The organism is Streptomyces sp. NBC_00341 (assembly GCF_041435055.1).
Lineage (GTDB): Bacteria > Actinomycetota > Actinomycetes > Streptomycetales > Streptomycetaceae > Streptomyces.
On sequence record NZ_CP108002.1, the window covers coordinates 8,447,150 to 8,470,704 of the forward strand.

Here is a 23,555-nt window from a genome sequence, read left to right on the forward strand (position 1 = left end):
GGGCGGTCCCGTGCGGCGGCCGGTCCCCCGGCGATCGGCCGCCTCGAAACCGCGCCCTCGACCTGGGCTGACGCGCGTTCACGCATCGCTGCTGTGAACCACACCTCTGACGCACCAGCACGGCCCGACACACCTCCGGAAATGCCACCGTCGCCCCAATTGGGCTGTCACATCAGTCGTTCGAAGTCACAAAGGTGTTGGATTGGTGATGTGACGCGCGACACAGCGTGAGAGGGCAGGGGTTTGCGCTTCACGAGTGCGTATCAGTCGAACGAGTAATCAATTCGAGCCATCGGGCAAGCCGGGAGCCCGGCGGCCTCGAATGGTCCATGTCGAATGTCGAGTACTCATGAGATCTCTGGAGCGTTCATGAATATCCCCTCAGCAGTCCCGCGTTGGTGTGCGGCCCTGGCAGCCGCGGGAGTACTGGTGATCACCTCTGCGGCAGGAGCGGGAGCCGCGGGCGCGGCCGGGCGGACGGCGCCGGCCGACGGCTCCATACGGGCGGCGCAGCCCGCCTGGGCCACGTCCGCCTACCGCGGTGTACAGGGCGGCAACCTCTGCCTGCTGTCGCGTTGTTCGGTCGGCGGCTCCGCCGAGGACGGGAACGCGGGACCGAGCAATACGCAGGGCTTCAACCTGTGCCTGCTGGCCCTGTGCACCGTGCGTCCCTGACCCGGCAGCCCGGTGGCCCGGGAGGTCCACGGACCTCCCGGGCCACCGGGCTGCTCATGCCTCGACCGGCGTGATCCGGACGTAGGACTTCAGGCGCGTGTCACGGCCGGGCCGGCTGGAGCCCCGCGTACACCCCGCCGCTGTCCAGCAGTTCGCTGTGCGAGCCGATCTCCGCGATCCGGCCGCCCTCCATCGCCACGATGCGGTCCGCGTTCCGGATCGTCGAGAGGCGGTGGGCGACGACGAAGACGGTCCGGCCGTGCACCAGACGGGAGAGCGCCTCCTGGACGAGGGCCTCCGAGCGGTTGTCGAGTGCGGAGGTCGCCTCGTCGAGCACCAGCACCCGGGGGTCGCGGATCAGCGCCCTGGCGATCGCGAGCCGCTGCCGCTGCCCGCCCGAGAGCCGTGCGCCCCGCTGGCCGACGACCGTGTCCAGGCCGAGCGGCAGCTCCCGTACGAACTCCAGGGCGTTGGCGTCCGCCAGGGCGCGCGTCAGCGTGGCCTCGTCCGTGTCGCCCATCCCGTACGTCACGTTGTCGCGGATGCTGCCCTCGAACAGGATCGACTCCTGCGGCACCACCGAGAGGAAGCGCCGGTAGCTGCGCAGGTCGAGCCCTGCCATGTCGGCGCCGTCGAGCAGGATGCGGCCGGAGGTGGGCCGGATGAAGCCGATGAGCAGGTTGAGGACGGTCGACTTGCCCGCGCCCGAGGCGCCCACCAGCGCGATGGTCTCGCCCGGCCGCGCGGAGAGGGTGAATCCGTCGACCGCCGGGTCCGCTTCGTCGTAGGCGAATCCGACGTCCTCGAAGTCGATATGGCCGGTGACCCGCTCCACCTGCACCTTCCCCGCGTTCTGCTCCAGGTCCGGGGCCTGGAGCACCTCGCCGGCCGAACGCACCGACTCCAGGCCCTTGGTGAGCACGGGGGCCAGGCCGAGCAGCGTGGTCACGGAGCCGGTCAGCACGGTGAAGAAGGAGCTGAGCATCACCACGTCGCCCGCGGTGACCGCCATCCACCCGTGATACGCGACCAGGGCGGAGCCCGTCAGGCACAGCACCCCGAGCGTGTTGAGGATGACCCAGGCCAGCGAGCCGAACCGGCCGTTGACCGTGTCCAGGCGAAGCCCGGCCGCGAACACCTGGCGGAGCGAACCGTCGACCCGGCCCAGCGCGGTCCGCTCCAGGCCGTGGGCGCGGGTGATGGGGATGAGCGTGGTCATCTCGCCCACCCGGGAGGAGAGCTGCTCGACCTCGCGGCGGAAGGACTCGTTGTGGCTGCGCAGCCGCGCGCGCAGCTTCATCACCAGGAACCCGGCGGCCGGCACCACGACGAGGAAGACGGGCAGGAACGCCGGGACGCGCAATCCGATGACGACAAGGCCGCCGGCCAGGGTCACCACGGCGCCGAGACCCATGTCCGCGCTCTGCTGCATCATCTGTTCCACGGACTCCACGTCGCGGACCACCTTCGCCTGCAGGACGCTCGAACTGACCCGGGCGTGGTAGCCGATGGACAGCTGCTGCATCCGGCGGCACAGCGCGGAGCGCAGGGTGATGCCCATCCGGCGGATGCTTCCGCCGAGGAGCCGTACGTACCACTGGTGGAGCGGGTAGTTGATGACGAGGATGAACAGCAGGATGCCGGTGGACTCCCAGAGTCCGGACTCGGGGCCGTGCTGGACGACTATGTCGAGGACGGTCGCGGTGATCAGCGGAAGCAGCCAGATCGGGCTGTGCTTCACGACGAAGACGAGCACCGCGATTGCCAGCCGGCCTCGGTCGGGGTGGAGCAGATGACCGAGGGTGCGTACCGGGTTCTCACCGCGGTAGCGGTGGTCCAGGTGGTCGAAGGGGGCCAGGGATTCGGCGGAGACGGGCGCAAGCGCTTTCGGCATGGAGTCCATCCCACCGTGCTCGCGCCGTGCGCGGCAACTCCGTTCCACGGACAGGACAGGGCAGGGCAACGGACAGGACAGGGGCCGCCGCGCACCCGGCCGGTCCGCCGGGTACGCGGCCCCGCCCGGCCCTACGGGACGCGGAGTTCGCGCGGTGACGGTTCCGGCTCGGGGGCAGGGGCGGGGGCGTCGCGGCCGGCCCGCCCCAACGAGGCGATCGCGCTGGTGATCAGGCCCGCCAGCAGCCCCCAGAACGCGGAGCCGATGCCCAGCAGCGTCACTCCGGAGGCCGTGGCGAGGAAGGTCACGACAGCCGCCTCCCTGGACGACTTGTCGGCCAGGGCCGTGGACAGGGAGGACTCGATGGTGGCGAGCAGGCCGATCCCGGCGATCGCCAGGACCAGTGCGTGCGGCATCGCGGTCAGCAGCGAGGCGACGGTCGCGCCGAGCAGGCCCACGCAGAGGTAGAAGACGCCCGCCCAGACCGCCGCCAGGTAGCGCCTGTCGCGGTCCGGATGGGCCTCCTCGCCGGTGCAGATGGCGGCCGTGATGGCGGCGAGGTTGAGGCCGAACGCGCCGAACGGTGCCAGTACGGCGTTGGCCGCCCCGGTCCACGTCATCAGCGGGGACACCGGTACGTCGTAGCCGGCGCCCCGGATCACCGCCACCCCGGGCAGGTTCTGGGACGCCATCGTGACCACGAACAGCGGGGCGCCGACGCTGATGAGCACCTTCCAGTCGAACTCCGGGGTGACGAACACCGGGGTGGCCAGGGCGAACCGGACCTTGTCCGGCTGCCAGCCGCCGGTGAACAGGGTGGCCACCACCCCGGCTCCGAGCGCCAGCAGCACCGCGTACCGGGGGAGCAGTCGCCGCCCCAGCAGGTAGAGCACGAACATCGGGAAGGCGACCGCGAAGCTGCCGTGCATCGTGCTGAACAGGCCGGTGCCGAACCGCAGCAGGACCCCCGCCAGCAGTGCGGCCGCCAGTGGCACCGGGATGCGGCCCATGACGCGGCTGAACCAGCCGGTCACCCCGCTGAGGAGGATGAGCAGCCCGGAGAAGACGAACGCGCCGATCGCCTGGGCCATGGAGACACCGCTCAGGCCGGTCGCGAGGAGCGCCGCACCGGGTGTCGACCACGCGGTGACGACGGGGGCCCGGTAGCGCAGCGACAGCCCGATGCAGGTACAGGCCAGGCCGACGCCGAGCGCGAGCATCCAGGAGGAGATCTCGCGCGAGTCCGCCCCGGCCGCCTTCGCCGCGGTGAAGACCAGGGCCGCTGAGCTGGTGACCCCGACCATGACGGCGATCAGTCCGGCGGCCACGGCCGACGGTGGTGCGGCCGAGCGAATGCGGGCGATCACGAACATGAGTGAGCCACTTCCCCTGTGCGGTGCGGGACGCCGTTGACCTGCGGCGGGACCGGCGTGCCGCGAGCGTGTTCCGTATACGGAACGTTCTGTTTATGGAACACTAGAGAGGCGGGCCGACGCCCGTCAACCGGGAACGGAGGTGGGTGGACGCCGATGGGGCTGAACGAGGACGTGGGGCGCAGGCTGCGAGCGCTGCGGCACCAACAGGACCTGTCCCTCTCGGAGTTGTCCCGGCGCTCGCGGGTCGGAAAGGGCACGCTCTCCGAGCTGGAGAGCGGTCGGCGCAACCCCACCCTGGAGACCCTGTACGCACTCGCCACCGCGCTCGGCCGGCCGCTCAGCGCGCTGCTCAGCGATCCGGCGCCGAAGGGCCGCCCCGGTCCGGGACCAGGCGGCGGTGCGGTGTTCGGCGCCGGCCCCGACGGCAGCCTCCCCGGGGTCTCGGGCAGCGCCGTCACCGCGGTTCTGCTGGAGCGGCACGAGGACGCGGCGGCGGTCACCGATGTCTTCCGGGTCATCATCCGGGCGGGCGCCACCCAGGAGTCGGAGGCGCACGTCCCGGGCACGGGGGAGAGCCTGATGGTGCTGGCGGGCACCGCGGTCGTCGGCCCGCCGCACGACACCCGGACGGTCGGCCCCGGTGCGTCCGCGCAGTGGCGGGCCGACGTGCCCCACATCTACCGCGCACCGGAGGCCGACGTGCACGGCATCCTCTTCGTGCGCTACCCGACGGCGGCCCCCGCCGGGTGAAGCCGGATGCCGCGGCCCTGCCAGCGCCTGCGCAGCCAGCGGTCGTGACTGGCCAGCACGACGGCGCCCGGCCCCGTTCCCAGCGCCTCCTCCAACTCGTCGCAGAGCCGCGGGGACAGGTGGTTGGTGGGCTCGTCGAGCAGCAGGAGCTGCGGAGGCCGGGCCGTCAGCAGGGCCAGCGCGAGCCTGCGGCGCTGGCCGGCCGACAGCTGCCCCACCTGCTTGTCCAGATCGCCCTCGTGCATCAGGCCGAGCGAGATGAGCGGCACCTCCTCTGCCCGGTCCATGCCCAGGGCACGTTCGTACGTGTCACGGACGGTACGGTCCGGCCGGGCGAACCGGGTGTCCTGCGCGAGCAGCCCGACCGTCAGCCCCGGCCGCCTGCTCACTTTGCCCTCCGGGCCGAGCCGCCCCGCGAGCACGGCGAGCAGCGTCGACTTCCCCGCGCCGTTGCCGCCCGTGACCAGCAGCCGTTCGGTCGCCGCCACATCGAGCCGGTCGACCGCCAGGCGGCCCGGCACCCGCACCCCGCGCAGCGATACGAGGGTGCCTTCGGCCGACGCGCCGGCGAGCCCCGAGTGCCGGAACCGCAACGGCTGCGGAGGCTCTCCGGTCCGGTGGCGCTCCAGCTCCGCCAGCCGGCGCGAGGCGTTGCGGACCCGGCGCGCGATCTGGCTCTGCACCCGGCCCGCGCGCAGGCCGTACCCCATCTTCTCGCTGTCGCGCGGGCCCCGGTCCGGCGCGACCTGCCGCGCCGTCACATCCGCAGAGCGGCGCAACGCCTCGATCTCCTCCTGCTCCTCGGCGTGACGCCGTTCCCAGCGCGCCCGCTCCGCCCGCTTCACGGACAGGTAGGTGCTGTAGCCGCCGCCGTACCGCACGGGACCGTCGACGGCCGGATCCAGGTCGATCAGATCCGTGCAGACCGCGTCGAGGAAGGCCCGGTCGTGACTGGCGATCACGACGGGCCCCGGCATCCCGCGCAGCTGCTCCTCCACGAAGGCGGCGGCCTCGTCGTCGAGGTGGTTGGTCGGCTCGTCCAGCAGGAGGGCCGAAGGGCGCCGCACCAGCAGCGCCGCCAGCGACAGCCGGCCGCGCTCGCCACCGGAGAGCGATTTGAGGGTGCGTTCGTACGGCAGAGCCGCGAGCCCGAGCCCGGTGAGCAGGACGGCGGCGCGCCGGTCGGCGTCCCAACTCTGCCGCTCCTGCGCCAGTTCCAGCCGCCGGCCGTACGTCGCCAGCAGTTCGGGGTACCCGGGGGAGTCCTGCGGGGTACGGGCCAGCTCCTTGGTGAGCCGGTCGATGGCCGCGAGGTCCTCCCGGGCCTCGCGCAGGGCGTCGTCCAGCACGTCGGCGATCGTCGACGTGGCGTCGAAAGCCATCTCCTGGTGCAGGAAGCCGACATCGGCGGGCCGGGTGACGCTGCCGCCGTCGGGCTCGTCCACACCGGCGAGCAGGCGCAGCAGAGTCGACTTGCCGACACCGTTCTCCCCGATCAGGCCGATGCGGTGGCCGGGCGCGGCGGTGAGTGACACCCCGTCGAGTACGCGCTTGGAGCCGAGGGTGCGCACGATGTCGTGTGCGAGCAGTGCGGGTGAGGTCATGGTGGTCCCATCCAACGTGATCGGTTCGCGGCCCGCCGGGCGGTCGGCCTCGGGCGCGGGCCAGGACGGCACGTCAGCGGTTCACATCTGCGGAGCCCCGGTCTCCAGCAGCTCGCCGTCCGCCAGCCGCAGCCACCGGTCCACCCCGATCCTGGTGAGGAAGGGCTCGTCGTGGCTGACGACCACGAACGCTCCCCGGTACGAGCTGAGCGCGCCCTCCAACTGCTCGGCGCTGGTCAGGTCGAGGTTGTTGGTCGGCTCGTCCAGGAGCAGCAGTTGCGGCGCCGGTTCGCCGCACAGGACGCAGGCCAGGGTGGCCCGCAGCCGCTCGCCACCGGACAGCGACCTGACGGCGAGGTGGGCGCAGTCACCCCGGAAGAGGAAGCGCGCGAGCAGGTTCATCCGTTCCGCCTCCGGCCGGTGCGGGGCGGACACGGCGAAGTTCTCCGCCACCGTACGGTCGAGGTCGAGCAGGTCGAGCCGCTGCGACAGGTAGGCGATCCGCCCTTCGGACCGCCTGATCTCGCCGCCCTCCGGCTGGAGTTCGCCGTTGATCAGACGCAACAGGGTGCTCTTCCCCGCACCGTTGGGACCGGTGAGCGCGATGCGCTCCGGGCCGCGGATCGTCAGATCGACGCCTTGGCCTGCGAACTGTTCCCGCCCGCCGAGGCGTACCCTCACCCGCTCGGCGAGCAGGACGGTGCGTCCGGCGGGGACGACGGTGTCCGGCAGTTCGAGGGTGAGGCGCTGCTCGTCGCGTACCGCGCGACCGGCCTCGTCCAGCCGCGCCCTGGCCTCACCGACCCGGGCGGAATGGGTCTGACCGGCCCGGCCCGCGGACTCCTGGGCGCCCCGCTTCATGTTCCCCGCGAAGATGCGCGGAAGACCGGCGTTCTTGAGATTGCGGGCCGCGTTGCTCGCCCGGCGCTCGGCGCGCTCGCGGGCCTGCTGCATCTCCCGCTTCTCCCGCCTCAGTTCCTGCTCGGCGTTGCGCACGTTCTTCTCGGCCACCTCCCGCTCGCCCCGCACGGCTTCCTCGTAGGCAGTGAAGTCACCTCCGTAGAGGCGTAGTTCGTCGCTCCCGAGTTCAGCGATGCGGTCCATACGGCCGAGCAGCGCACGGTCGTGGCTGACGAGCAGCAGGGTGCCGCCCCAGGCGTCGAGCGCGTCGTGGAGCGAGTGCCGGGCGTCGAGGTCCAGATTGTTGGTCGGCTCGTCGAGCAGCAGTACGTCGGGCCGCTTCAGCAACTGGGCCGCCAGGCCGAGGGAGACGACCTGCCCGCCGCTGAGCGTGCCGATGTTCCGGTCGAGAGCGAGGCCGGCCAGGCCGAGCCGGTCCAGTTGCGCCCGGGTGCGCTCCTCGATGTCCCAGTCGTCACCGATGACGGCGAAGTGGTCCTCGCCCACATCGCCGGATTCGACGGCGTCGAGGGCCCGGATCACGGCGTCGACCCCCAGGACCTCGGCCACCGTCAGGTCACCGGTCAGCGGCAGGCTCTGCGGCAGGTAACCGAGGGTCCCGCCCACCGAGACGGAGCCCGCGGTGGGGCGGAGTTCACCGGCGATCAGCTTGAGCAGGGTGCTCTTGCCGGACCCGTTGGGAGCGACGAGACCCGTACGGCCGCCCCCCATCGCGAAGGACAGGTCGTGGAAGACAGGGGTGTCGTCGGGCCAGGAGAAGGAGAGACCCGAGCAGATGATGGAAGCGTCGGACATGCGGGAGACCTCGCGTGTGATTCCGGGACGGCACGGAGTGCGGCCCCGGGAGCAATGGACAGAGGGAACAACGACATGGCCACTTCGGCTGCGCTCCTGGGCGCCCGCCGGTGGCCGTCAGCTCCGGGTATCACCCGGAGATGTCGTCGTCACCCGCCATGTCTGATCTCCTCCGTACACGCTGAACAGCGTGATCACCCTAGCAGGCAGCCCGCCACCGGGCCTTGCTTCCGGGGCGGGCTCACCGGATGTGGCACCGGACGCGTCACCCGGGCCCGGAAGAGGAACCGATGACGACCGTGCGCGCCCACGCGGGCGGCGAGTCCGGCACGTAGTCGGGATCGTCCTCGCGCCACGACCTGCGGGTGTGCTGCCGGGGGAACAGCCCCACCACCGTCCGGCAGGCCGGCCGCGCGGCGGGCCACGGCGTCTGCCCGTCCGTGAGAGCCACCACCACGTCCGGACGGGGCCGCGCCCGCAGCGCCCTGGCGAAACCCGAGCGCAGGTCCGTACCCCCGCCGCCCACCAGGGGAATGCCCTCCGCGCGGCACAGCGGGTGCGCGATCCCGGCCGCCGCGTCGCACGACAGGACGCTGACCAGGTCCCGGCGGCCGCCGACGCTGCGGGAGATGGCGGCGACCTCGAGGAGAGCGCTGCCCAGTTCGGCGTCACTGACCGAACCGGAGGTGTCGATGATCACGGTGACCCGCGGTGGCCGGCGACGCAGGCTCGGAAGTACGGCGCCGGGCACCCCGGCCGAGCGCCGGGACGGGCGGCCGTAGGTGTAGTCCTGACCCGTACCGGGGCCGGAGGCCGCCGAGCGGATGGCCGCCCCCAGCAACTCCCGCCACGCCTGGGGCGGGTGGAACGCCTCCTCCGCCCACCGCTGCCACCCCTGCGGAGCGTCCCCGGGCCGGCCGGTGATGCCCTGGGCCACCCGGAAGCGGACCGCGTCCTGCTCCTGGGCGCTGAGGCCGTGCGCGCCGTCCGGCCCCAGGTCCCACTCCCGCTCCAGCCCGTCGGCCCCGCTGCCGCAGTCCAGCCAGGCCATGCTCTCGGTGTGCCGCCCGAGGCGGAACTGCCGCAGGTAGTCCTCCATCAGCTCCCCCGCGGGAAGCCCGAGGGTCTGCGGGCGGACCGCGCCTTCCGGCCGGGCCAGCCCCTCGCCGAACACGTCGTCGTTGATCTCGCAGTCCGCGGCGATGTTCATCCGCAGCCGTTCCCCGGGGCCGGTCAGCCCGCGCTCGCGCGCGACCCGGTCGCCCCGCCCGTGGTGGTCGCGCAGCAGGTGCGAGATCTCGTGCACCCACACCCCGGCCAGCTCCTCCACCGGGGTCGCCGCCACGAACGCCGGGGAGACGTAGCACCGCCAGTGCCGGTCGACGGCCATCGTCGGCACCCGCCGCGATTCGACGGTGTGCAGCGCGAACAGCGCCGTCGCCAGGTAGGGGCGGACCCGGGCGGCGTGCAACCGGGCGGCGAAGAGCTTGTCGAGGTCCAGCGGGACCGGCGCGGCGGGCGTTCCGGGAGTCCCCGGCGTCCGGGGCGTCATCGGCGGGCCTGCTCGGCGGACGCCGTCCGGGCCGCCGCCCGATCCGCCCGGCGGGACAGCGAGACGACCCCGGCCAGCTTTTCGATGGAGGCGGGGACGTCCCAGTCGTCCTGGCGCAGCGAGGCGAGTGTGGTCGCGGGGACGACCACCAGATCCGGGGCCCCGGTCTCCAGCGCCCGGACCAGGAGCTCCCACGCCGCGTCCCAGCGGGGCCTCGTAGGGCGGTTGCGGACCGCGGCCACCACCCCGTCGAGCACGGCCTGCCGCAGGTCCCCCCGCTCGGGCAGCGCGGCCCGCGCCGGGTCGGCGAGCAGGGTCTCGGGATCGGGGAGGTCCATCCGGTCCAGGCTCGCGAGCAGCTCCAGCCCCGGACCGTCCCCCACCGTGCCCCGCACCAGTGCGGAGAGCACGTCCCGGGAGGAGCCGGCCGCGGTGGCGAAGGCGATCAGCGACAGCGTCATGTCCCAGGTACGGGGCGAGGGCCAGGGACCGCCCCGGCGGGCCTCGTTGCTGGGCAGCCGGTGCACGAGCGCGGGGCGGGCGGACAGCAGCCCGCACACCGCGCGGCGGGCGAAGTCCACCGCCTGCGGCAGTCCGCCCGGGGAGAGCCGCGGCAGCGTCGCACGGGGCCAGGTCCCGCCGAGGCCGCGCACCACGACCTCGTGGTCGTGGGCCCACTGGAGGTGGACGAACCGGTTGGCCAGGGGCGGGCTCAGCTCCCAGCCGTCGGCGGCCGAGGACCGCGGATTGGCGGCCGCCACGATCCGTACCTCCGGGGGCAGTTGCAGGGACCCGATCCGCCGTTCGAGCACGAGGCGGAGCAGCGCGGCCTGGACGGCGGGGGCGGCGGTGGAGAGTTCGTCCAGGAACAGCAGCCCGCGGCCGGCCCGTACGAGCCGTACGGCCCAGTCCGGCGGGGCCATCGGAACTCCCTGTTCCGCGGGGTCGTCCCCGACGATGGGCAGCCCGGAGAAGTCGGACGGCTCGTGCACGCTGGCGATGACGGTGGTCAGCGGCAGGTCCAGGGAGGCGGCGAGCTGGGTGAGGGCGGCGGTCTTGCCGATTCCCGGCTCGCCCCAGAGGATCACCGGCAGGTCGGCGGCCACGGCCAGGGTCAGCGCCTCCAGCTGGGCGTCGGGGCGCGGTTCGGTGCCGGTGTCGCGCAGCAGGGCGAGCAGTTCAGCGGCGACGTCGAGCTGGCGGTGGGCGTCGACCGGTTCGGCCGAGGTGCCGGGAGTCGCGAACGGTGCGTGTACGGGCATGTCTGATCACCTGTCGGTTGTCGGTTCGTGGTGGGGCGCGCGGTTATGAGGCGCGCGCGGGCAGGGTGAACGCATGGAGGGCGCGGTCGGGGGCGTGCGGCAGGGCAGGCCCCGGGGTCAGCGGGAGGTTGCCTGGCGCGGGCGTGGGGTGTGGTCAGGGGAAGGGAAACGGGGACGGGATCGCGGACGGTCCGTAGGGACCAGGTCGGGCGCGGAACCGGGCCCGCCCCCGATCAGGCCGGCCCTGAACAGTCCGTGGGTCACCCGCCGCCGCGCGGCCGCCTCCAGCTCGTCCCGCAGAGCGCCGTTGCGCAGCACCGCGCCGGGGCCCAGCAGGCCCTCGACGACGGCCAGTGCTCCGGTGATGTCGCCGTGGACGAGCCGTTCCCGGACACCGCTGAGGCAGTGCGGACGGCGGTGCGCCTCGTCGATGGCCCGCAGACAGGGGAGCGGGGTACCGGTCAGGGCGACCAGCAGCTCCTCGCGGCGGATCTCGGCCGGATCGTGGTCGAGCGGCGCCAGCACCCCGTTGACCAGGCCGATCCGGTGCCGGGAGCCCCGGCACTCGACGAGGCGCGGTCCGTCCGCCGGGTCCGGATCACGGCGGTCGCCGACCCGTGCGTGGTCCGGTGCCAGGGCGGCGGCGACCAGCGGGTGCAGCCGTCCGGCCTCGACCGCACCGGCACGGAGCAGTTCCAGGTCGGGTGGCACCCAGGCCGCCGCGTCGGGCAGGACCGGCAGCGCGGCGGCTGCCCCGTCGAAGGGCGACGTCGAGATCCGCAGGGCGGTCGGCCCGTCCCCGTCCACCACCGGGTCCAGGAGCAGCCGGTGCCGGGCCCCGCACCGCACGGTGACGGGACCGGCGGGCAGCCCCTCGGCACGGAGCAGAATCCCTGCCTCGTCCGCCCACCGGTCCACGGCGAAGCGGTGCAGCCGCGGCTTCGGCCCCGGCAGCCGGCGATCCGGTCCGGGACGTCCGTCGGCGGGCGGGTGATCGGCCCCGGAACGGCTCCGCAGCTCGCCGGCCCGGCGCGCGTCCCACAGGTGGCGGTGCAGATCGAGCCGGAACCGCCGGTTGGGGTGGGGGTGCGGGTGCCGGCGCGCACCCGCATCGGAGAGGGAACCGTCCCACAGCGCGAGGCTGATCCGCTGACCGCCGTCCGCCCAGGCCGGCGGGGTCCGGATCACGAGCTGCAGCGGGCACGGACCGTCCCGGCCTCCGGCGTCGTACCGGGCCAGGGCCATGGTCAGCCCCGGGCGCAGCAGCCCGTCAGGAGCGATCCTCGGCAGATGCCAGCGCAACAGGTCGGGCGCCAGATGCCGCAGATCGGCCCGGATCCGGGCAGCGACCTCACCGCCGTGGGCACGCGCCACGGAACGCAGATTCAGGTCGACGTCGATGCCTGCGGCGGCACATGCCCCTGCCCAGTCACCGACGGAACGGCGGGTGGTGGCAGTCTCGATCATGGAGGGCGGGACGGCGAACTCGCGCACGCGCAGCCAGTAGGAAATACGGGAATCCCGATTCGCGGTCTCAGTGAGCATCAGCACTCACCTTGCGCGGACGGGTCCCCCAATCTGTGAACAGAGTGAGTCATCATCCCGGTGATCGTATCGCCTGTGACAACGAACCGCCACGGATTTCTCTTGAACTTCCGGTCGGCGGGGCTCAGTCGGGAAGCGAGAGCCCCATGGTGACGCGCATCGCCGTGGACAGCAGCCCGGCCCGGACCCGGGTGGTCCGGTACATCCGGTCCGACCGGAAGGAGATGCCGAGCGAACCGATCTGGTCACCGCTGTACACGGGCACGGCTATGCAGGTCGTACCGGGCGCGTACTCCTCCCGGTCCATGACGACCGGCGCCCCCGGTGCGGAGTCGAGCTGCCGCAGCAGCTCCTCCCTGCGCGTGATGGTGCGGGGCGTGAGGTCGGTCAGCGGGTGCCGGGAGAAGTACTCGGCGCGCGCCGCCCCGTCCAGTTCCCGCAGCACGCTCTTCCCGAGAGCCGTGGCGTGTCCGGCGTCCTGGAACCCGACCCACAGGTCCACGCGGGGCGTCCGGGCGCTGTCGACGATCTCCATGACCCGGATCTCGCCCTCCTCGTACAGCGTCAGGTAGACCGCGGCCGAGAGCTCGTCCCGCAGGGTCTTCAGGACGGGCCGGATGCGGCCGGGCAGCCCGCGCCCGACGCCCGCGGCGCCCGGCGACGCGCGGTCGGGGGAGAGGGCGAACGCCCCGTCGGCCCGCTCGGTCAGGTAGCCGTCCCTCGCGAGCACCCTCAGCAGCCGCTCGACCGTGGCCACCGGCAGGCCCGCCTCCCGGGCCAGCTGCTCCACGGGGACCTCCGAGGAGTGCGACCCCGCCGCCTCCATGACTCGCAGGGCGCGCTCGACGTACGCGATGAGCTCGGGGCCGGCCTCGTCACCCATGCCCATAAGCATGGACCCGGTGCCGGAACGCGGCAATACGTCCTGCGCACGGCCCTGACCTGGGGCGCGTCCGAGCGACGAAGGGCTGCCGAGCGGTCCGGGACGGTCGGCCGGACCGGTCAGGAATGGAGAAGCGCGGTCACCGGGCCGCAGCTAGCGTGATGGCCAGACACCGAGCGCCCGGACACCGGGCGCAGACCGCGACCGCAGGGCCCGTACCCCGGCGTCGGCCCGGCGCGACCGTCCACACGGGGCCGATGTGCCCCACGAACCACAGGAGCGACCATGACCGGCTCTGCCACTCAGGGAATCAAGACCGTCCTGCACCCCGTGTCCGATCTGGCGGCCGCCAAGGCGGTGTATACGGCCCTGCTCGGCGTGGCGCCGACGGCGGACGCGCCCTACTACGTCGGTTACGAGGCCGGGGGCCAGCACATCGGGCTGGTGCCGGACGGGGGAGGCCAGGGCGCGGCCTCGCCCGTGACCTATTGGGAGGTGCCCGACATCGAGGCGAAGCTGGCCGAGGTGACGGCCGCGGGCGCCACCGTGAAGGAGTCCGCGCACGATGTCGGCGGCGGACGCCTGGTGGCGACCTTCACGGACCCCGACGGCAACGTGCTCGGACTGCTCCAGGACAGCTGAGCCACGAGCGCCGTGGCCGGCGGCCCCGGCCCGGGAGAATCCGGGCGGTGGAGCGTTGCCACGGCCGCGCCGGCCACGTACAACCATGCGTACCGCCCTCGGCCGGCCGGATCGGGCCGGATGGGTGCCGCGACCACGTCATCATGGCCCGGCCTGCCGGCCGACAGACAGATGGAGAACCGATAAGCATGGCCACCAGGAAGGACGCGGCGTCGTCCGCGCCGCACGCTGCCGACATCCACGATGTGATCCGCGTGCACGGCGCGCGCGTGAACAACCTCAAGGACGTCAGTATCGAGATCCCGAAGCGGCGGCTCACGGTCTTCACCGGGGTCTCCGGCTCGGGCAAGACCTCGCTGGTGTTCAACACGATCGCCGCGGAGTCGCAGCGGCTGATCAACGAGACGTACAGCGCCTTCGTCCAGGGCTTCATGCCGACGCAGGCACGGCCCGAGGTCGACGTCCTGGACGGGCTGACCACCGCGATCATCGTCGACCAGCAGAAACTGGGCGCCGATCCGCGGTCCACGGTCGGCACGGCCACCGACGCCAACGCGATGCTGCGGATCCTCTTCAGCCGCCTCGGGAAGCCGCACATCGGCCCGCCCGGCGCGTACGCCTTCAACGTCCCCTCGGTCACCGCGAGCGGCGCCATCACCGTCGAGCGCGGCGCGAAGAAGGCGGTCAAGGCGACCTTCAACCGCACCGGCGGCATGTGTACGCGCTGCGAGGGCCGGGGCGCCGTCTCCGACATCGACCTCACCCAGCTCTACGACGACTCCAAATCGCTCTCCGAGGGCGCCTTCACCATTCCCGGCTGGAAGTCCGACAGCTTCTGGACCGTCCGGGTCTACGCCGAATCGGGCCTGCTCGACCCCCACAAACCGATCCGCGAGTTCACCAGGAAGGAGATGCGGGACTTCCTCTACCGGGAGCCGGTCAAGGTGAAGGTCGAGGGGGTGAACCTCACCTACGAGGGCCTGATCCCCAAGATCCAGAAGTCGTTCCTGTCCAAGGACAAGGAAGCGCTGCAGCCGCACATCCGCGCGTTCGTGGAGCGCGCGGTCACCTTCACCACCTGCCCCGAGTGCGACGGCACCCGGCTCAGCGAGGGCGCCCGGTCCTCGAAGATCAAGCGGATCAACATCGCCGACGCCTGCGCGATGCAGACCAGCGACCTGGCCGCCTGGGTCCGTGACCTCGACGAGCCCTCCGTCGCACCGCTGCTCACCGCCTTGCGGCAGACCCTCGACTCGTTCGTGGAGATCGGGCTCGGCTACCTCGCGCTCGACCGGCCGACAGGCACCCTGTCCGGCGGCGAGGCACAGCGCGTCAAGATGATCCGCCACCTCGGCTCCTCCCTCACCGACGTCACCTATGTCTTCGACGAGCCCACCGCCGGCCTGCACCCCCACGACATCCAGCGGATGAACAGGCTGCTGCTGCGCCTGCGCGACAAGGGCAACACGGTGCTCGTCGTGGAGCACAAGCCGGAGACGATCGCGATCGCGGACCATGTCGTCGACCTCGGCCCCGGCGCGGGTACGGCGGGCGGAACCGTCTGCTTCGAGGGCACCGTCGAGGGACTGCGGGCCGGAGACACCGTCACGGGCCGCCACTTCGACGACCGGGCCACTCTCAAGGACACCCGGCGCAAGCCCACCGGGGCGCTGGAGGTTCGGGGCGCGGACGCGAACAACCTGCGGGACGTCGACGTCGACATCCCGCTCGGGGTCCTCGCCTTGATCACCGGCGTCGCCGGCTCCGGCAAGAGCTCACTGATCCACGGCTCGGTCTCGGGACTGGACGGGGTGGTGTCGATCGACCAGGGCGCGATCCGCGGCTCGCGACGGAGTAACCCCGCGACGTACACCGGGCTGCTCGACCCGATCCGCAAGGCGTTCGCCAAGGCCAACGATGTGAAGCCGGCCCTGTTCAGCGCCAACTCCGAGGGCGCCTGCCCCGGCTGCAACGGCGTCGGGGTCGTCTACACGGACCTCGCGATGATGGCGGGCGTCGCCACCGTCTGCGAGGAGTGCGAGGGGAAGCGGTTCCTGGCCTCGGTGCTCGAATACCGCCTCGGCGGACGTGACATCAGCGAGGTGCTGGCCATGTCGGTGACCGAGGCCGAGGAGTTCTTCGGCAGCGGCGAGGCGCACACGCCGGCCGCGCACCGCGTCCTCGACAGACTGGCCGACGTCGGGCTCGGCTACCTCAGCCTGGGCCAGCCGCTCACCACCCTGTCCGGCGGTGAGCGGCAACGGCTCAAGCTGGCTACGCACATGGGCGAGAAGGGCGGAATCTACGTCCTCGACGAACCGACCACCGGCCTTCACCTCGCAGACGTCGAGCAGCTGCTCGGCCTGCTCGACCGGCTGGTGGACTCCGGGAAGTCCGTCATCGTGATCGAACACCACCAGGCGGTCATGGCGCACGCCGACTGGATCATCGACCTGGGCCCCGGCGCCGGTCACGACGGCGGCAGGCTCGTCTTCGAGGGCACCCCCGACGACCTGGTCGCGGACCGCTCCACCCTCACGGGCGAGCACCTCGCGGCCTACGTGGGAGCCTGAGGCAGCGAGTCGACGGCGGCCGCCCCGCCCGCGACGTCCGGAGCCGTCGGAGCCCCTGGTGTCTCCGGCATCTGCGGTGTATTCGGGAAGGCGGGGTGGCCGCAGAGGCGGCGTACGTACTCCCGGAGCCGGGCGCGGTCGCCGAGGGCGTCGACCGGGCCGAGATGGACGAGCGCCACCCACAGGTCCACATCCCCGGCCGTCAGCTGCTCGCCCAGCGCGTAGGGGCGCCGGGCGAGGGACCGGTCCAGGAGGTCCAGGGCCGCAGAGCGCTCCGAGGACCCCGCGTGCGGGGTGACGTCCCGGTCCAGCAGCTCGCGCAGGGCCTCGATGCCGTCGGCGAGCTCCGGCGGGCGCAGCGCCGAGGGACAGGCCTCGTCATGGCCGGAGAGCAGGCCTGCCAGATCGCGGAGTATGTCGGGCGTGTGGTTGCTGACGATGCGTCCGCTCCAGCGGTCGCACAGCGCGGGCGCGGTCAGCGGCCCGTCGTAGTGGTGCAGCGTGGCCTCGTACGCGCCGCGCAGCGAGGCGTACGCCTCGGGTGTCCCGGCGGGGTGCCCCAGGAACGTGGTGGCGACCGAGTCCCGGAGACCGAGCAGGCCGAGGGTGATCGAGATACGCAGCGAGCGCGGACAGCCCGCCGACAGGAACAGCTCGTAGCGGTGCGGAGCGGGATAGAAGCCGCCGGCCAGACCGACGCCGATACGGCTGTGGATACGGGAGGAGGGTACGGCGATCTTGGGACGGGGATGCGTGGCGCACGGACTCGGGCCGGATGAGATCGAGCCGCACGTGAGGGAGTTGCCTGTGCTGGAACTGCGCGAAGCTGTCTCGGGCATGACACTCCTGTGGAGATCCCGGTGGGAACGAGGTAGCCGCCGCCTTGTGGGCACCAGCGGCCGGATGGGGAACGGCTGCGCTCGCGCACCGGTCCGAATCACGACAGCGCGGGCGTGCACGCGTCATCGAGACCGTGCGGACCTGTACGCGTCATCGTGACAGCGCGGACCTGTGCGCGTCGTCGCGAACCGTGCGGACCTGTACGCGTCCGGTGTTCCGGGCTAGTAAGCGCTGGAGACACGCAGCAGGTCGATGTGCAGGCGCCTCGTCAAGCCGTTCCTGGACATGTCCCACCCGTCCCGACTCCGGGGCCCGCGAGACGCGGGACCACGCTTGCCCCGCCGCACCGGCGGGACCCGGTCGTCACCCGGGGCACCCCGTCGCGGTGGAAGGGTTGCCTGCCAGCGGGCCGGGGCCGATGGACCCCGTGAGCAGGACGGATCCCGCACGGGGGCGCTGACAATCGTGACCGTCCACGTCAGTTTCGGTGCGCCGGGTGACGCCGTCAAGGAGGCCACAGGGGCCATCTCGCCTGTTGGTCACCCGCGTTGACATTCCTGTCGGCCCATGCATAACTTGCGGCGCGGAACGGCTCCGGGTAGCGGCGATACGCCCGGCTTGTCGGCCGGCGCCCCAGCACACCGAGGGGTGCCGCAGTTGAGGACCGGACGGTGTCCGGCAGACGCGAGGCCCCGCGGGGCGGATCGGTGACGGTGAGAGCGATGCACGCAGCTGAGGGGATGGCTGCCTGGCGGTCCCGAGGCCGCGTCGTGCTCTGCGCGGACCGCTCCGTCGACCTCCAGCGTGTCAACAGCGCGCTGTGTACCGCCGCTTGTCGCGCTCTTCGTCAAGGCTGACGGCCCTCTGACTCCCTGACGTCCACCGCTGCCGCGGTGCGTCCCCTCCCCGCCCGGCCCCCTGCTCCGCGCTGTGCTGCCCGCGCCCTGCCGCGTCGTTCCCGACGACCGGCGTGGCGAGGCGCTGCCGTCCGCGGTCCGGGCCGTCCGCATCCGCTGGAGCCCTCCGTGAGTGAATCCCCCGGCGTCGCTGTGTCCTCCGGGTCAGCGCCGCCCGCCGAGGCGGCGCCCCGCCCCGGGCCACCCGTCGTGCCGAAACCGCCGGTCCCGCAGCGGGTCCGCCCGCTGCTTCGGCCCGGACGCTGGATCGTCACCGTCGTCGTCCTGGTGCTGGTCGCCCAGATCGTCCACGGGCTGGTGGCCAACCCCTTCTACCAGTGGGACCGGTTCCAGTACTGGTTCCTGCGCCCCACCATCCTTGACGGCCTGCTCGTCACGCTCGAAGTCGCCCTGTTCAGCGCCGTGCTGGGGCTTCTCGGCGGTGTGCTGCTGGCCCTGGCCCGGCTCTCCCCGAGCCCGGTGCTGCGCGCGGTCAGCTGGGTCTACACCTGGCTGTTCCGATCGGTCCCGCTGATCGTGATCCTGCTGTTCCTCTACAACTTCAGCGCGCTCTACCGGACGCTGAGCGTGGGAGTGCCGTTCGGCCCGGCGTTCTTCAGCTTCGACGAGTCACGCCTCGCCACCGACATGGCCGTCGCCGTCATCGGTCTCAGCCTGAACGAGGCGGCGTACGCCTCCGAAGTGGTGCGCGGCGGCATCCTCTCCGTCGACCAGGGCCAGCACGAGGCGGCAGCCGCCCTCGGCCTCCCGAAGCGGTACCGGTTCGCGAAGATCGTCTTCCCGCAGGCCCTGCGCTCCATCACCCCGAACTACGTCAACCAGCTGATCGGCCTGATCAAGGGCACCTCACTGGTCTTCTACGTCTCACTGCTCGACCTCTTCGGCTCCGTACAGAGCATGGGCAGCACCTACCCCGGCGACATCGTGCCGCTGCTGCTGGTCGCCACCGCCTGGTACCTGATCCTCACCAGCGTGGTGTCCGTCATCCAGTTCTACGTCGAGCGGTACTACTCGCGGGGCGCGCTGCGCACCCTGCCGCCCACACCGCTGCAGAGGCTGCGGACCGGCCTGGGCGATCTGCGGGCACGGGTCCGGAAGGAGACAGCGATATGACCGCGGAGGCGACGACCGGAACAGCGGAAGCGGCCGAGCCCGCCGGTACACCGGGTGAGGCCGACGCAGTCGCGGCGCCCCCGGTGCGCCCCGCCGCGGTCGAGGTGCACGACGTGCACAAGTGGTACGGCTCCCAGCGCGTTCTCGACGGCGTGGCGCTGACCGTGCGGCCCGGGGAGGTCACGGTCGTCCTCGGACCGTCCGGCTCGGGGAAGTCCACCCTCCTGCGGGTGATCAACCACCTGGAGAAGCCGGAGATCGGCCATGTCAGTGTGAACGGCGAGCTGATCGGCGTACGCAGGCACCGGGGGCGTCTCAAGGAGCTGAGCGAGCGCGCCATCCTGACGCAGCGCAGCCGGATCGGGTTCGTCTTCCAGAACTTCAACCTCTTCCCGCACCTCACGGTGCTGGACAACGTGGCAGCCGCGCCGGTCGCGACCGGGAGACTCACCAAGCCCGAGTCCCGGGAGCTGGCCCGCGACCTGCTCGACCGGGTGGGACTCGCGGACCGGGCAGCCGCCTACCCCCGCCAGCTCTCCGGCGGACAGCAGCAGCGCGTGGCCATCGCCCGAGCCCTCGCCCTGCGGCCCGGGGTCATCCTCTTCGACGAGCCGACCTCGGCGCTCGACCCCGAACTGGTCGGCGAGGTACTGGCCGTGATCAAGTCCCTGGCCGGCAGTGGCACCACCCTGCTGGTCGTGACGCACGAGATCGGCTTCGCCCGCGAGATCGCCGACCGGGTGGTCTTCATGGACGGCGGCCGGATCGTCGAACAGGGCCCGCCAGAGCAGGTGCTGGACCACCCGAGGCACGAGCGGACCAGGGACTTCCTGAGCAAGGTGCTCTGACCTCGCCGACCGTTCCACCCGCCGACGCCCCGTCTCCGTACACCCTCACCGCACCCGACAAGGACAGCCACCATGCGTACCCCCATCCTCCGCAGCAGACTCCGCCGAGGTGTCGCCGCCTCCGCCGCGTTCGCCTCGCTCGCCGCCGGCCTCGCCGCGTGCGGCGGTGACGGCGACGCCGCGACCAGGACCGGCAGTGCGCCGGCCGGAACGGTCACCGTCGGCGCGCTCTCCAACGGCGCCGCCGAGGAGACCCGGCTCAAGGTGCCGGAGGTGAAGTCGATCAGCGCCGAGCTGCCCAAGTCGGTGGCCGATCGCGGCAAGCTGGTGATCGGCGTGGGCGCGCTGCCCGCCGGATTCCCGCCTCTCGCCTACGTGGGCGAGGACCAGAAGACCCTCACCGGCGCCGAACCCGATCTCGGCCGGCTGGTTGCGGCGGTCCTCGGACTCGAGCCCGAGCTGAAGAACTCGACCTGGGAGAACATGTTCGTCGGCATCGACAGCGGCAAGGTCGACGTGGCCCTGTCGAACGTCACCGACACGGAGGAGCGCAAGAAGAAGTACGAGTTCGCCTCCTACCGGCAGGACAACCTCGCCTTCGAGGCCCTGAAGAAGAACACCTGGAACTTTGACGACGACTACCGGAACCTGGCCGGCCGGACCGTCGCCGTCAGCGCCGGCACCAACCAGGAGCGGATCCTGCTGGAGTGGAAGGCGAAGCTGGCGAAGCAGGGCCGCAAGCTCGACGTCAAGTACTACCAGGACAACAACGCCACGGCCCTGGCACTGGCCAGCGGGAAGATCGACCTCTCCTTCGGGCCCAATCCCGGCATCGCCTACCACATCACGCAGACCTCGAAGACCCCCAACCCGACCCGCAACGCGGGCAAGTTCTCCGGGGCGGGCGCGACGCTCCAGGGGCTGATCGCGGCAACCGCGAAGAAGGACAGCGGACTGGCCAAGCCGCTCGCCGACGCGATTAACCACCTGATCAAGAACGGCCAGTACGCGAAGTGGCTCGCCGCCTGGAACCTCTCCAACGAGGCTGTGCCGTCCTCCCTGGTCGACCCGCCCGGACTGCCGCTCGACAACTCCTGACCCACGTCCGCGCCCCGCTCCGGCCGGGTCCGGACATTTCTCCCGCCCATGTCCCAGATACGGAGACCCCGCGCCGCCATGTCCACCAGCGTCCATCACGCCCCGCCACCGAGAGCGGTACCCCCGCACATCCTGGACAACGCCGCCTGGGCCGCGCTGACCGGTCCGCACGCACACCTCGCCGAGCGTGTCGGCCGGGCCGCCCGCTACCCCACGGACGTCTCCCCGTTCAGCGCCATCGAGGACCCCGCCGACCCGCGGGCCTGGGACGATCTGGCCGCCCTGGTCGGACCCGGCGCCGTCACCCCCGTCTCCGGGGCGCGCACGGTCCCCGACGGCTGGAGCGTCGAACGCGGCGGCGACGGCGTCCAGCTGGTCGACACCGCTCTGTACACAGAACCCGCACCCGAGGCGGAACCGCTGGGGCCCGCCGACGTGCCCGAGATCCTCGAACTGATCGCCCTCACCCAGCCGGGCCCCTTCCTGCCCCGCACCATCGAACTGGGCGGCTACCTGGGCATCCGGGACCGAGGACGACTGATCGCCCTCGCCGGAGAGCGCCTGCACCCGCCGGGCTGGACGGAGATCAGCGCCGTCTGCACCCACCCGGACCACCGCGGCCGGGGACTGGCCACCCGGCTGGTGCGCGCGGTCGCGGCGGGCATCCGGGAGCGCGGCGACACCCCCTTCCTCCACGCGGCAGCGGACAACACCCAAGCGATCCGGCTCTACGAGTCGATCGGATTCACCCTGCGCCGCCGCACCCGGTTCCTGCTCGTCCGGGCCCCGGGGGAGCGAACGTGAGGCAGCCGCGTCCCGCGCTCCGCCGCCCCGCCGCGAGCCCCGTCATGCCGGACCGCCGGCTCCTGTACTCCCCGTTCCTGTACTTCCGGCGGCGCATCCTCCACTCCCGGCACTACGTCGACCTCCTGCGCGTCGCCGGCGCACTCTGTCGCCCCTGACCTGTTGCCCCCGTAGCCGCCCCCGTACCGGGGCCGACTTCATCGTCCGGTCGATCAGGAAGGCACCGATCCCGTGTCCTCTTCACCCACTTCCCTGCATCTCGCCGTGGCCCTGGACGGCGCGGGCTGGCACCCTGCCGCCTGGCGCGAACCCGTCGCCCGCCCCGGTGAACTCCTCACCGCCGCCTACTGGACCGATCTGGTCGCCGAGGCCGAACGCGGACTGCTCGACCTCGTGACCATCGAGGACGCGCTCGGCCTCCAGTCCTCGTCCCGCACCGAGCCCGACGGGCGCACCGACCAGGTCCGCGGACGGCTGGACGCAGTCCTCATCGCGGCCCGGGTCGCCCCGCTGACCCGGCACATCGGGGTGGTCCCGACGGTGGTCGCCACCCACACGGAGCCGTTCCACATATCCAAGGCCATCGCCACCCTCGACTACGTGAGCACCGGGCGCGCGGGCCTGCGGCTCCAGGTCACGGCCCGAGCGCACGAGGCCGCGCACTTCGGCCGCCGGACCTTCCCGCCGTTCGGCCCCGACGACTACCGCACGCCCGCCGGACGGGAGCTGGTGAACGGACTGTTCGACGAGGCCGCCGACTACGTCGAGGTCGTGCGACGGCTCTGGGACAGCTGGGAGGACGACGCCGAGATCCGGGACGCCACCACCGGACGCTTCATCGACCGCGCGAAGCTGCACTACATCGACTTCGAGGGCACGCACTTCCGGGTCAAGGGCCCCTCGGTCACACCCCGGCCGCCCCAGGGCCAGCCGATCGTCAGCGCCCTGGCGCACGCCACCGTCCCGTACCGGCTGGTGGCCCGCTCCGCCGACATCGGCTACGTCACCCCGCACGACGCCGGCGAGGCCCGTGCCGTCGTCGAGGAGATCCGCACCGAACAGGCAGCGGCCGGCCGCGCCGACGAGACCGTGCACATCTTCGGCGACCTGGTGGTCTTCCTGGACGACGACCCCGCGGTGGCCGCCGCCCGCCGGGAGCGCCTGGACGAGCTCGCCGGCGAGCCCTACACCAGCGACGCCCCGGTCTTCACCGGAACGCCCGCCGGCCTCGCCGATCTGCTCCAGGACCTGGCGGCGGCCGGACTGACCGGATTCCGGCTGCGCCCCGCCGTGGCCGGCCACGACCTCCCGGCGATCACCCGGGGCCTGGTCCCCGAGCTCCAGCGCCGTAACGCCTTCCGCCGGGAGTACGAGGCCGACACCCTGCGCGGGCTGCTGGGGCTCACCCGCCCCGCCAACCGCTACGCCGCCACCGCGACCGCCTGAGCCGGAAGGACCCCCGA

19 protein-coding genes and 1 riboswitch are annotated in these 23,555 nt (G+C 72.3%); of the genes, 10 read left to right on the forward strand and 9 right to left on the reverse strand.

The features are described from left to right. Positions 1-369: 369 nt before the first annotated feature. Entirely contained in the window at positions 370-675 is a 306-nt protein-coding gene (locus tag OG892_RS37615; protein ID WP_073733979.1) for a hypothetical protein, read from the forward strand. A 100-nt stretch (positions 676-775) separates the two neighbouring features. Here OG892_RS37615 and OG892_RS37620 read toward each other — a convergent pair whose 3' ends face one another. Further along, positions 776-2,569 carry an ABC transporter ATP-binding protein gene (locus OG892_RS37620; RefSeq protein WP_363223284.1) on the reverse strand — a complete coding sequence of 598 codons (1,794 nt, stop codon included), beginning with the start codon at positions 2,567-2,569 and terminating at the stop codon, positions 776-778. Positions 2,570-2,700: 131 nt separating this feature from the next. Further along, positions 2,701-3,942, reverse strand: coding sequence for a benzoate/H(+) symporter BenE family transporter (locus OG892_RS37625; RefSeq protein ID WP_328864318.1), 1,242 nt, complete (start codon positions 3,940-3,942; stop codon positions 2,701-2,703). Between the two features lie 156 nt (positions 3,943-4,098). On the opposite strand from OG892_RS37625, the gene OG892_RS37630 reads away from it, so the two are divergent. Next, positions 4,099-4,695, forward strand: a complete 597-nt coding sequence (locus OG892_RS37630; RefSeq protein ID WP_371631416.1) for a helix-turn-helix domain-containing protein — start codon at positions 4,099-4,101, stop codon at positions 4,693-4,695. Here the strand turns inward: OG892_RS37630 and OG892_RS37635 are convergent. The 6 genes from OG892_RS37635 to OG892_RS37660 all read right to left on the reverse strand — a co-directional run bounded on the left by OG892_RS37635 (position 4,668) and on the right by OG892_RS37660 (position 13,257). Beyond that, on the reverse strand, positions 4,668-6,299 hold the full coding sequence (locus OG892_RS37635; protein WP_371631417.1) for an ABC-F family ATP-binding cassette domain-containing protein: 1,632 nt from the start codon (positions 6,297-6,299) through the stop codon (positions 4,668-4,670). The two genes, OG892_RS37630 and OG892_RS37635, sit on opposite strands and share 28 nt — an antisense overlap. An 81-nt stretch (positions 6,300-6,380) precedes the next feature. Then, a complete protein-coding gene (locus OG892_RS37640; RefSeq protein WP_371631418.1) occupies positions 6,381-8,015 on the reverse strand; it encodes an ABC-F family ATP-binding cassette domain-containing protein in 1,635 nt (544 codons plus the stop codon). Positions 8,016-8,280: 265 nt separating this feature from the next. Beyond that, complete coding sequence (locus OG892_RS37645) at positions 8,281-9,567, reverse strand: VWA-like domain-containing protein (protein WP_371631419.1); 1,287 nt, start codon at positions 9,565-9,567, stop codon at positions 8,281-8,283. Continuing rightward, positions 9,564-10,829: an AAA family ATPase gene (locus OG892_RS37650; protein ID WP_371631420.1), complete on the reverse strand. Its 1,266-nt coding sequence runs from the start codon at positions 10,827-10,829 to the stop codon at positions 9,564-9,566. Before OG892_RS37650 ends, OG892_RS37645 begins: the two co-directional genes overlap by 4 nt. 117 nt (positions 10,830-10,946) lie before the next feature. Continuing rightward, positions 10,947-12,374: a hypothetical protein gene (locus tag OG892_RS37655; protein ID WP_371631421.1), complete on the reverse strand. Its 1,428-nt coding sequence runs from the start codon at positions 12,372-12,374 to the stop codon at positions 10,947-10,949. Positions 12,375-12,498: 124 nt separating this feature from the next. Beyond that, positions 12,499-13,257: an IclR family transcriptional regulator C-terminal domain-containing protein gene (locus tag OG892_RS37660; RefSeq protein ID WP_328864311.1), complete on the reverse strand. Its 759-nt coding sequence runs from the start codon at positions 13,255-13,257 to the stop codon at positions 12,499-12,501. Between the two features lie 285 nt (positions 13,258-13,542). Here OG892_RS37660 and OG892_RS37665 point away from each other — a divergent pair, with 285 nt between their 5' ends. Together OG892_RS37665 and OG892_RS37670 are read left to right on the forward strand one after the other, a co-directional pair. Beyond that, positions 13,543-13,899, forward strand: coding sequence for a VOC family protein (locus OG892_RS37665; protein WP_073733971.1), 357 nt, complete (start codon positions 13,543-13,545; stop codon positions 13,897-13,899). A 188-nt stretch (positions 13,900-14,087) separates the two neighbouring features. Further along, positions 14,088-16,472, forward strand: a complete 2,385-nt coding sequence (locus tag OG892_RS37670) for an ATP-binding cassette domain-containing protein (RefSeq protein WP_371631422.1) — start codon at positions 14,088-14,090, stop codon at positions 16,470-16,472. Here the strand turns inward: OG892_RS37670 and OG892_RS37675 are convergent. Continuing rightward, entirely contained in the window at positions 16,457-17,311 is an 855-nt protein-coding gene (locus OG892_RS37675; protein WP_371631423.1) for a glutathione S-transferase C-terminal domain-containing protein, read from the reverse strand. The two genes, OG892_RS37670 and OG892_RS37675, sit on opposite strands and share 16 nt — an antisense overlap. 325 nt (positions 17,312-17,636) lie before the next feature. Continuing rightward, positions 17,637-17,783, reverse strand: a riboswitch (SAM riboswitch). A 554-nt stretch (positions 17,784-18,337) separates the two neighbouring features. Here OG892_RS37675 and OG892_RS37680 point away from each other — a divergent pair. The 6 genes from OG892_RS37680 to OG892_RS37705 all read left to right on the forward strand — a co-directional run bounded on the left by OG892_RS37680 (position 18,338) and on the right by OG892_RS37705 (position 23,538). Further along, positions 18,338-19,342, forward strand: a complete 1,005-nt coding sequence (locus tag OG892_RS37680; RefSeq protein ID WP_073733968.1) for an amino acid ABC transporter permease — start codon at positions 18,338-18,340, stop codon at positions 19,340-19,342. Positions 19,343-19,425: 83 nt separating this feature from the next. Continuing rightward, a complete protein-coding gene (locus OG892_RS37685; protein WP_073734686.1) occupies positions 19,426-20,190 on the forward strand; it encodes an amino acid ABC transporter ATP-binding protein in 765 nt (254 codons plus the stop codon). Between the two features lie 72 nt (positions 20,191-20,262). After that, on the forward strand, positions 20,263-21,288 hold the full coding sequence (locus tag OG892_RS37690) for an ABC transporter substrate-binding protein (RefSeq protein WP_371631424.1): 1,026 nt from the start codon (positions 20,263-20,265) through the stop codon (positions 21,286-21,288). A gap of 78 nt (positions 21,289-21,366) precedes the next feature. Beyond that, positions 21,367-22,092 carry a GNAT family N-acetyltransferase gene (locus OG892_RS37695; RefSeq protein ID WP_073733966.1) on the forward strand — a complete coding sequence of 242 codons (726 nt, stop codon included), beginning with the start codon at positions 21,367-21,369 and terminating at the stop codon, positions 22,090-22,092. Further along, positions 22,089-22,250, forward strand: coding sequence for a hypothetical protein (locus OG892_RS37700; protein WP_158072218.1), 162 nt, complete (start codon positions 22,089-22,091; stop codon positions 22,248-22,250). The genes OG892_RS37695 and OG892_RS37700 overlap by 4 nt, the downstream gene beginning before the upstream one ends. Positions 22,251-22,323: 73 nt before the next feature. Beyond that, positions 22,324-23,538 (forward strand): LLM class flavin-dependent oxidoreductase, encoded by a 1,215-nt coding sequence (locus OG892_RS37705; RefSeq protein ID WP_073733965.1) that lies wholly within the window; start codon positions 22,324-22,326, stop codon positions 23,536-23,538. Positions 23,539-23,555: the final 17 nt, after the last annotated feature.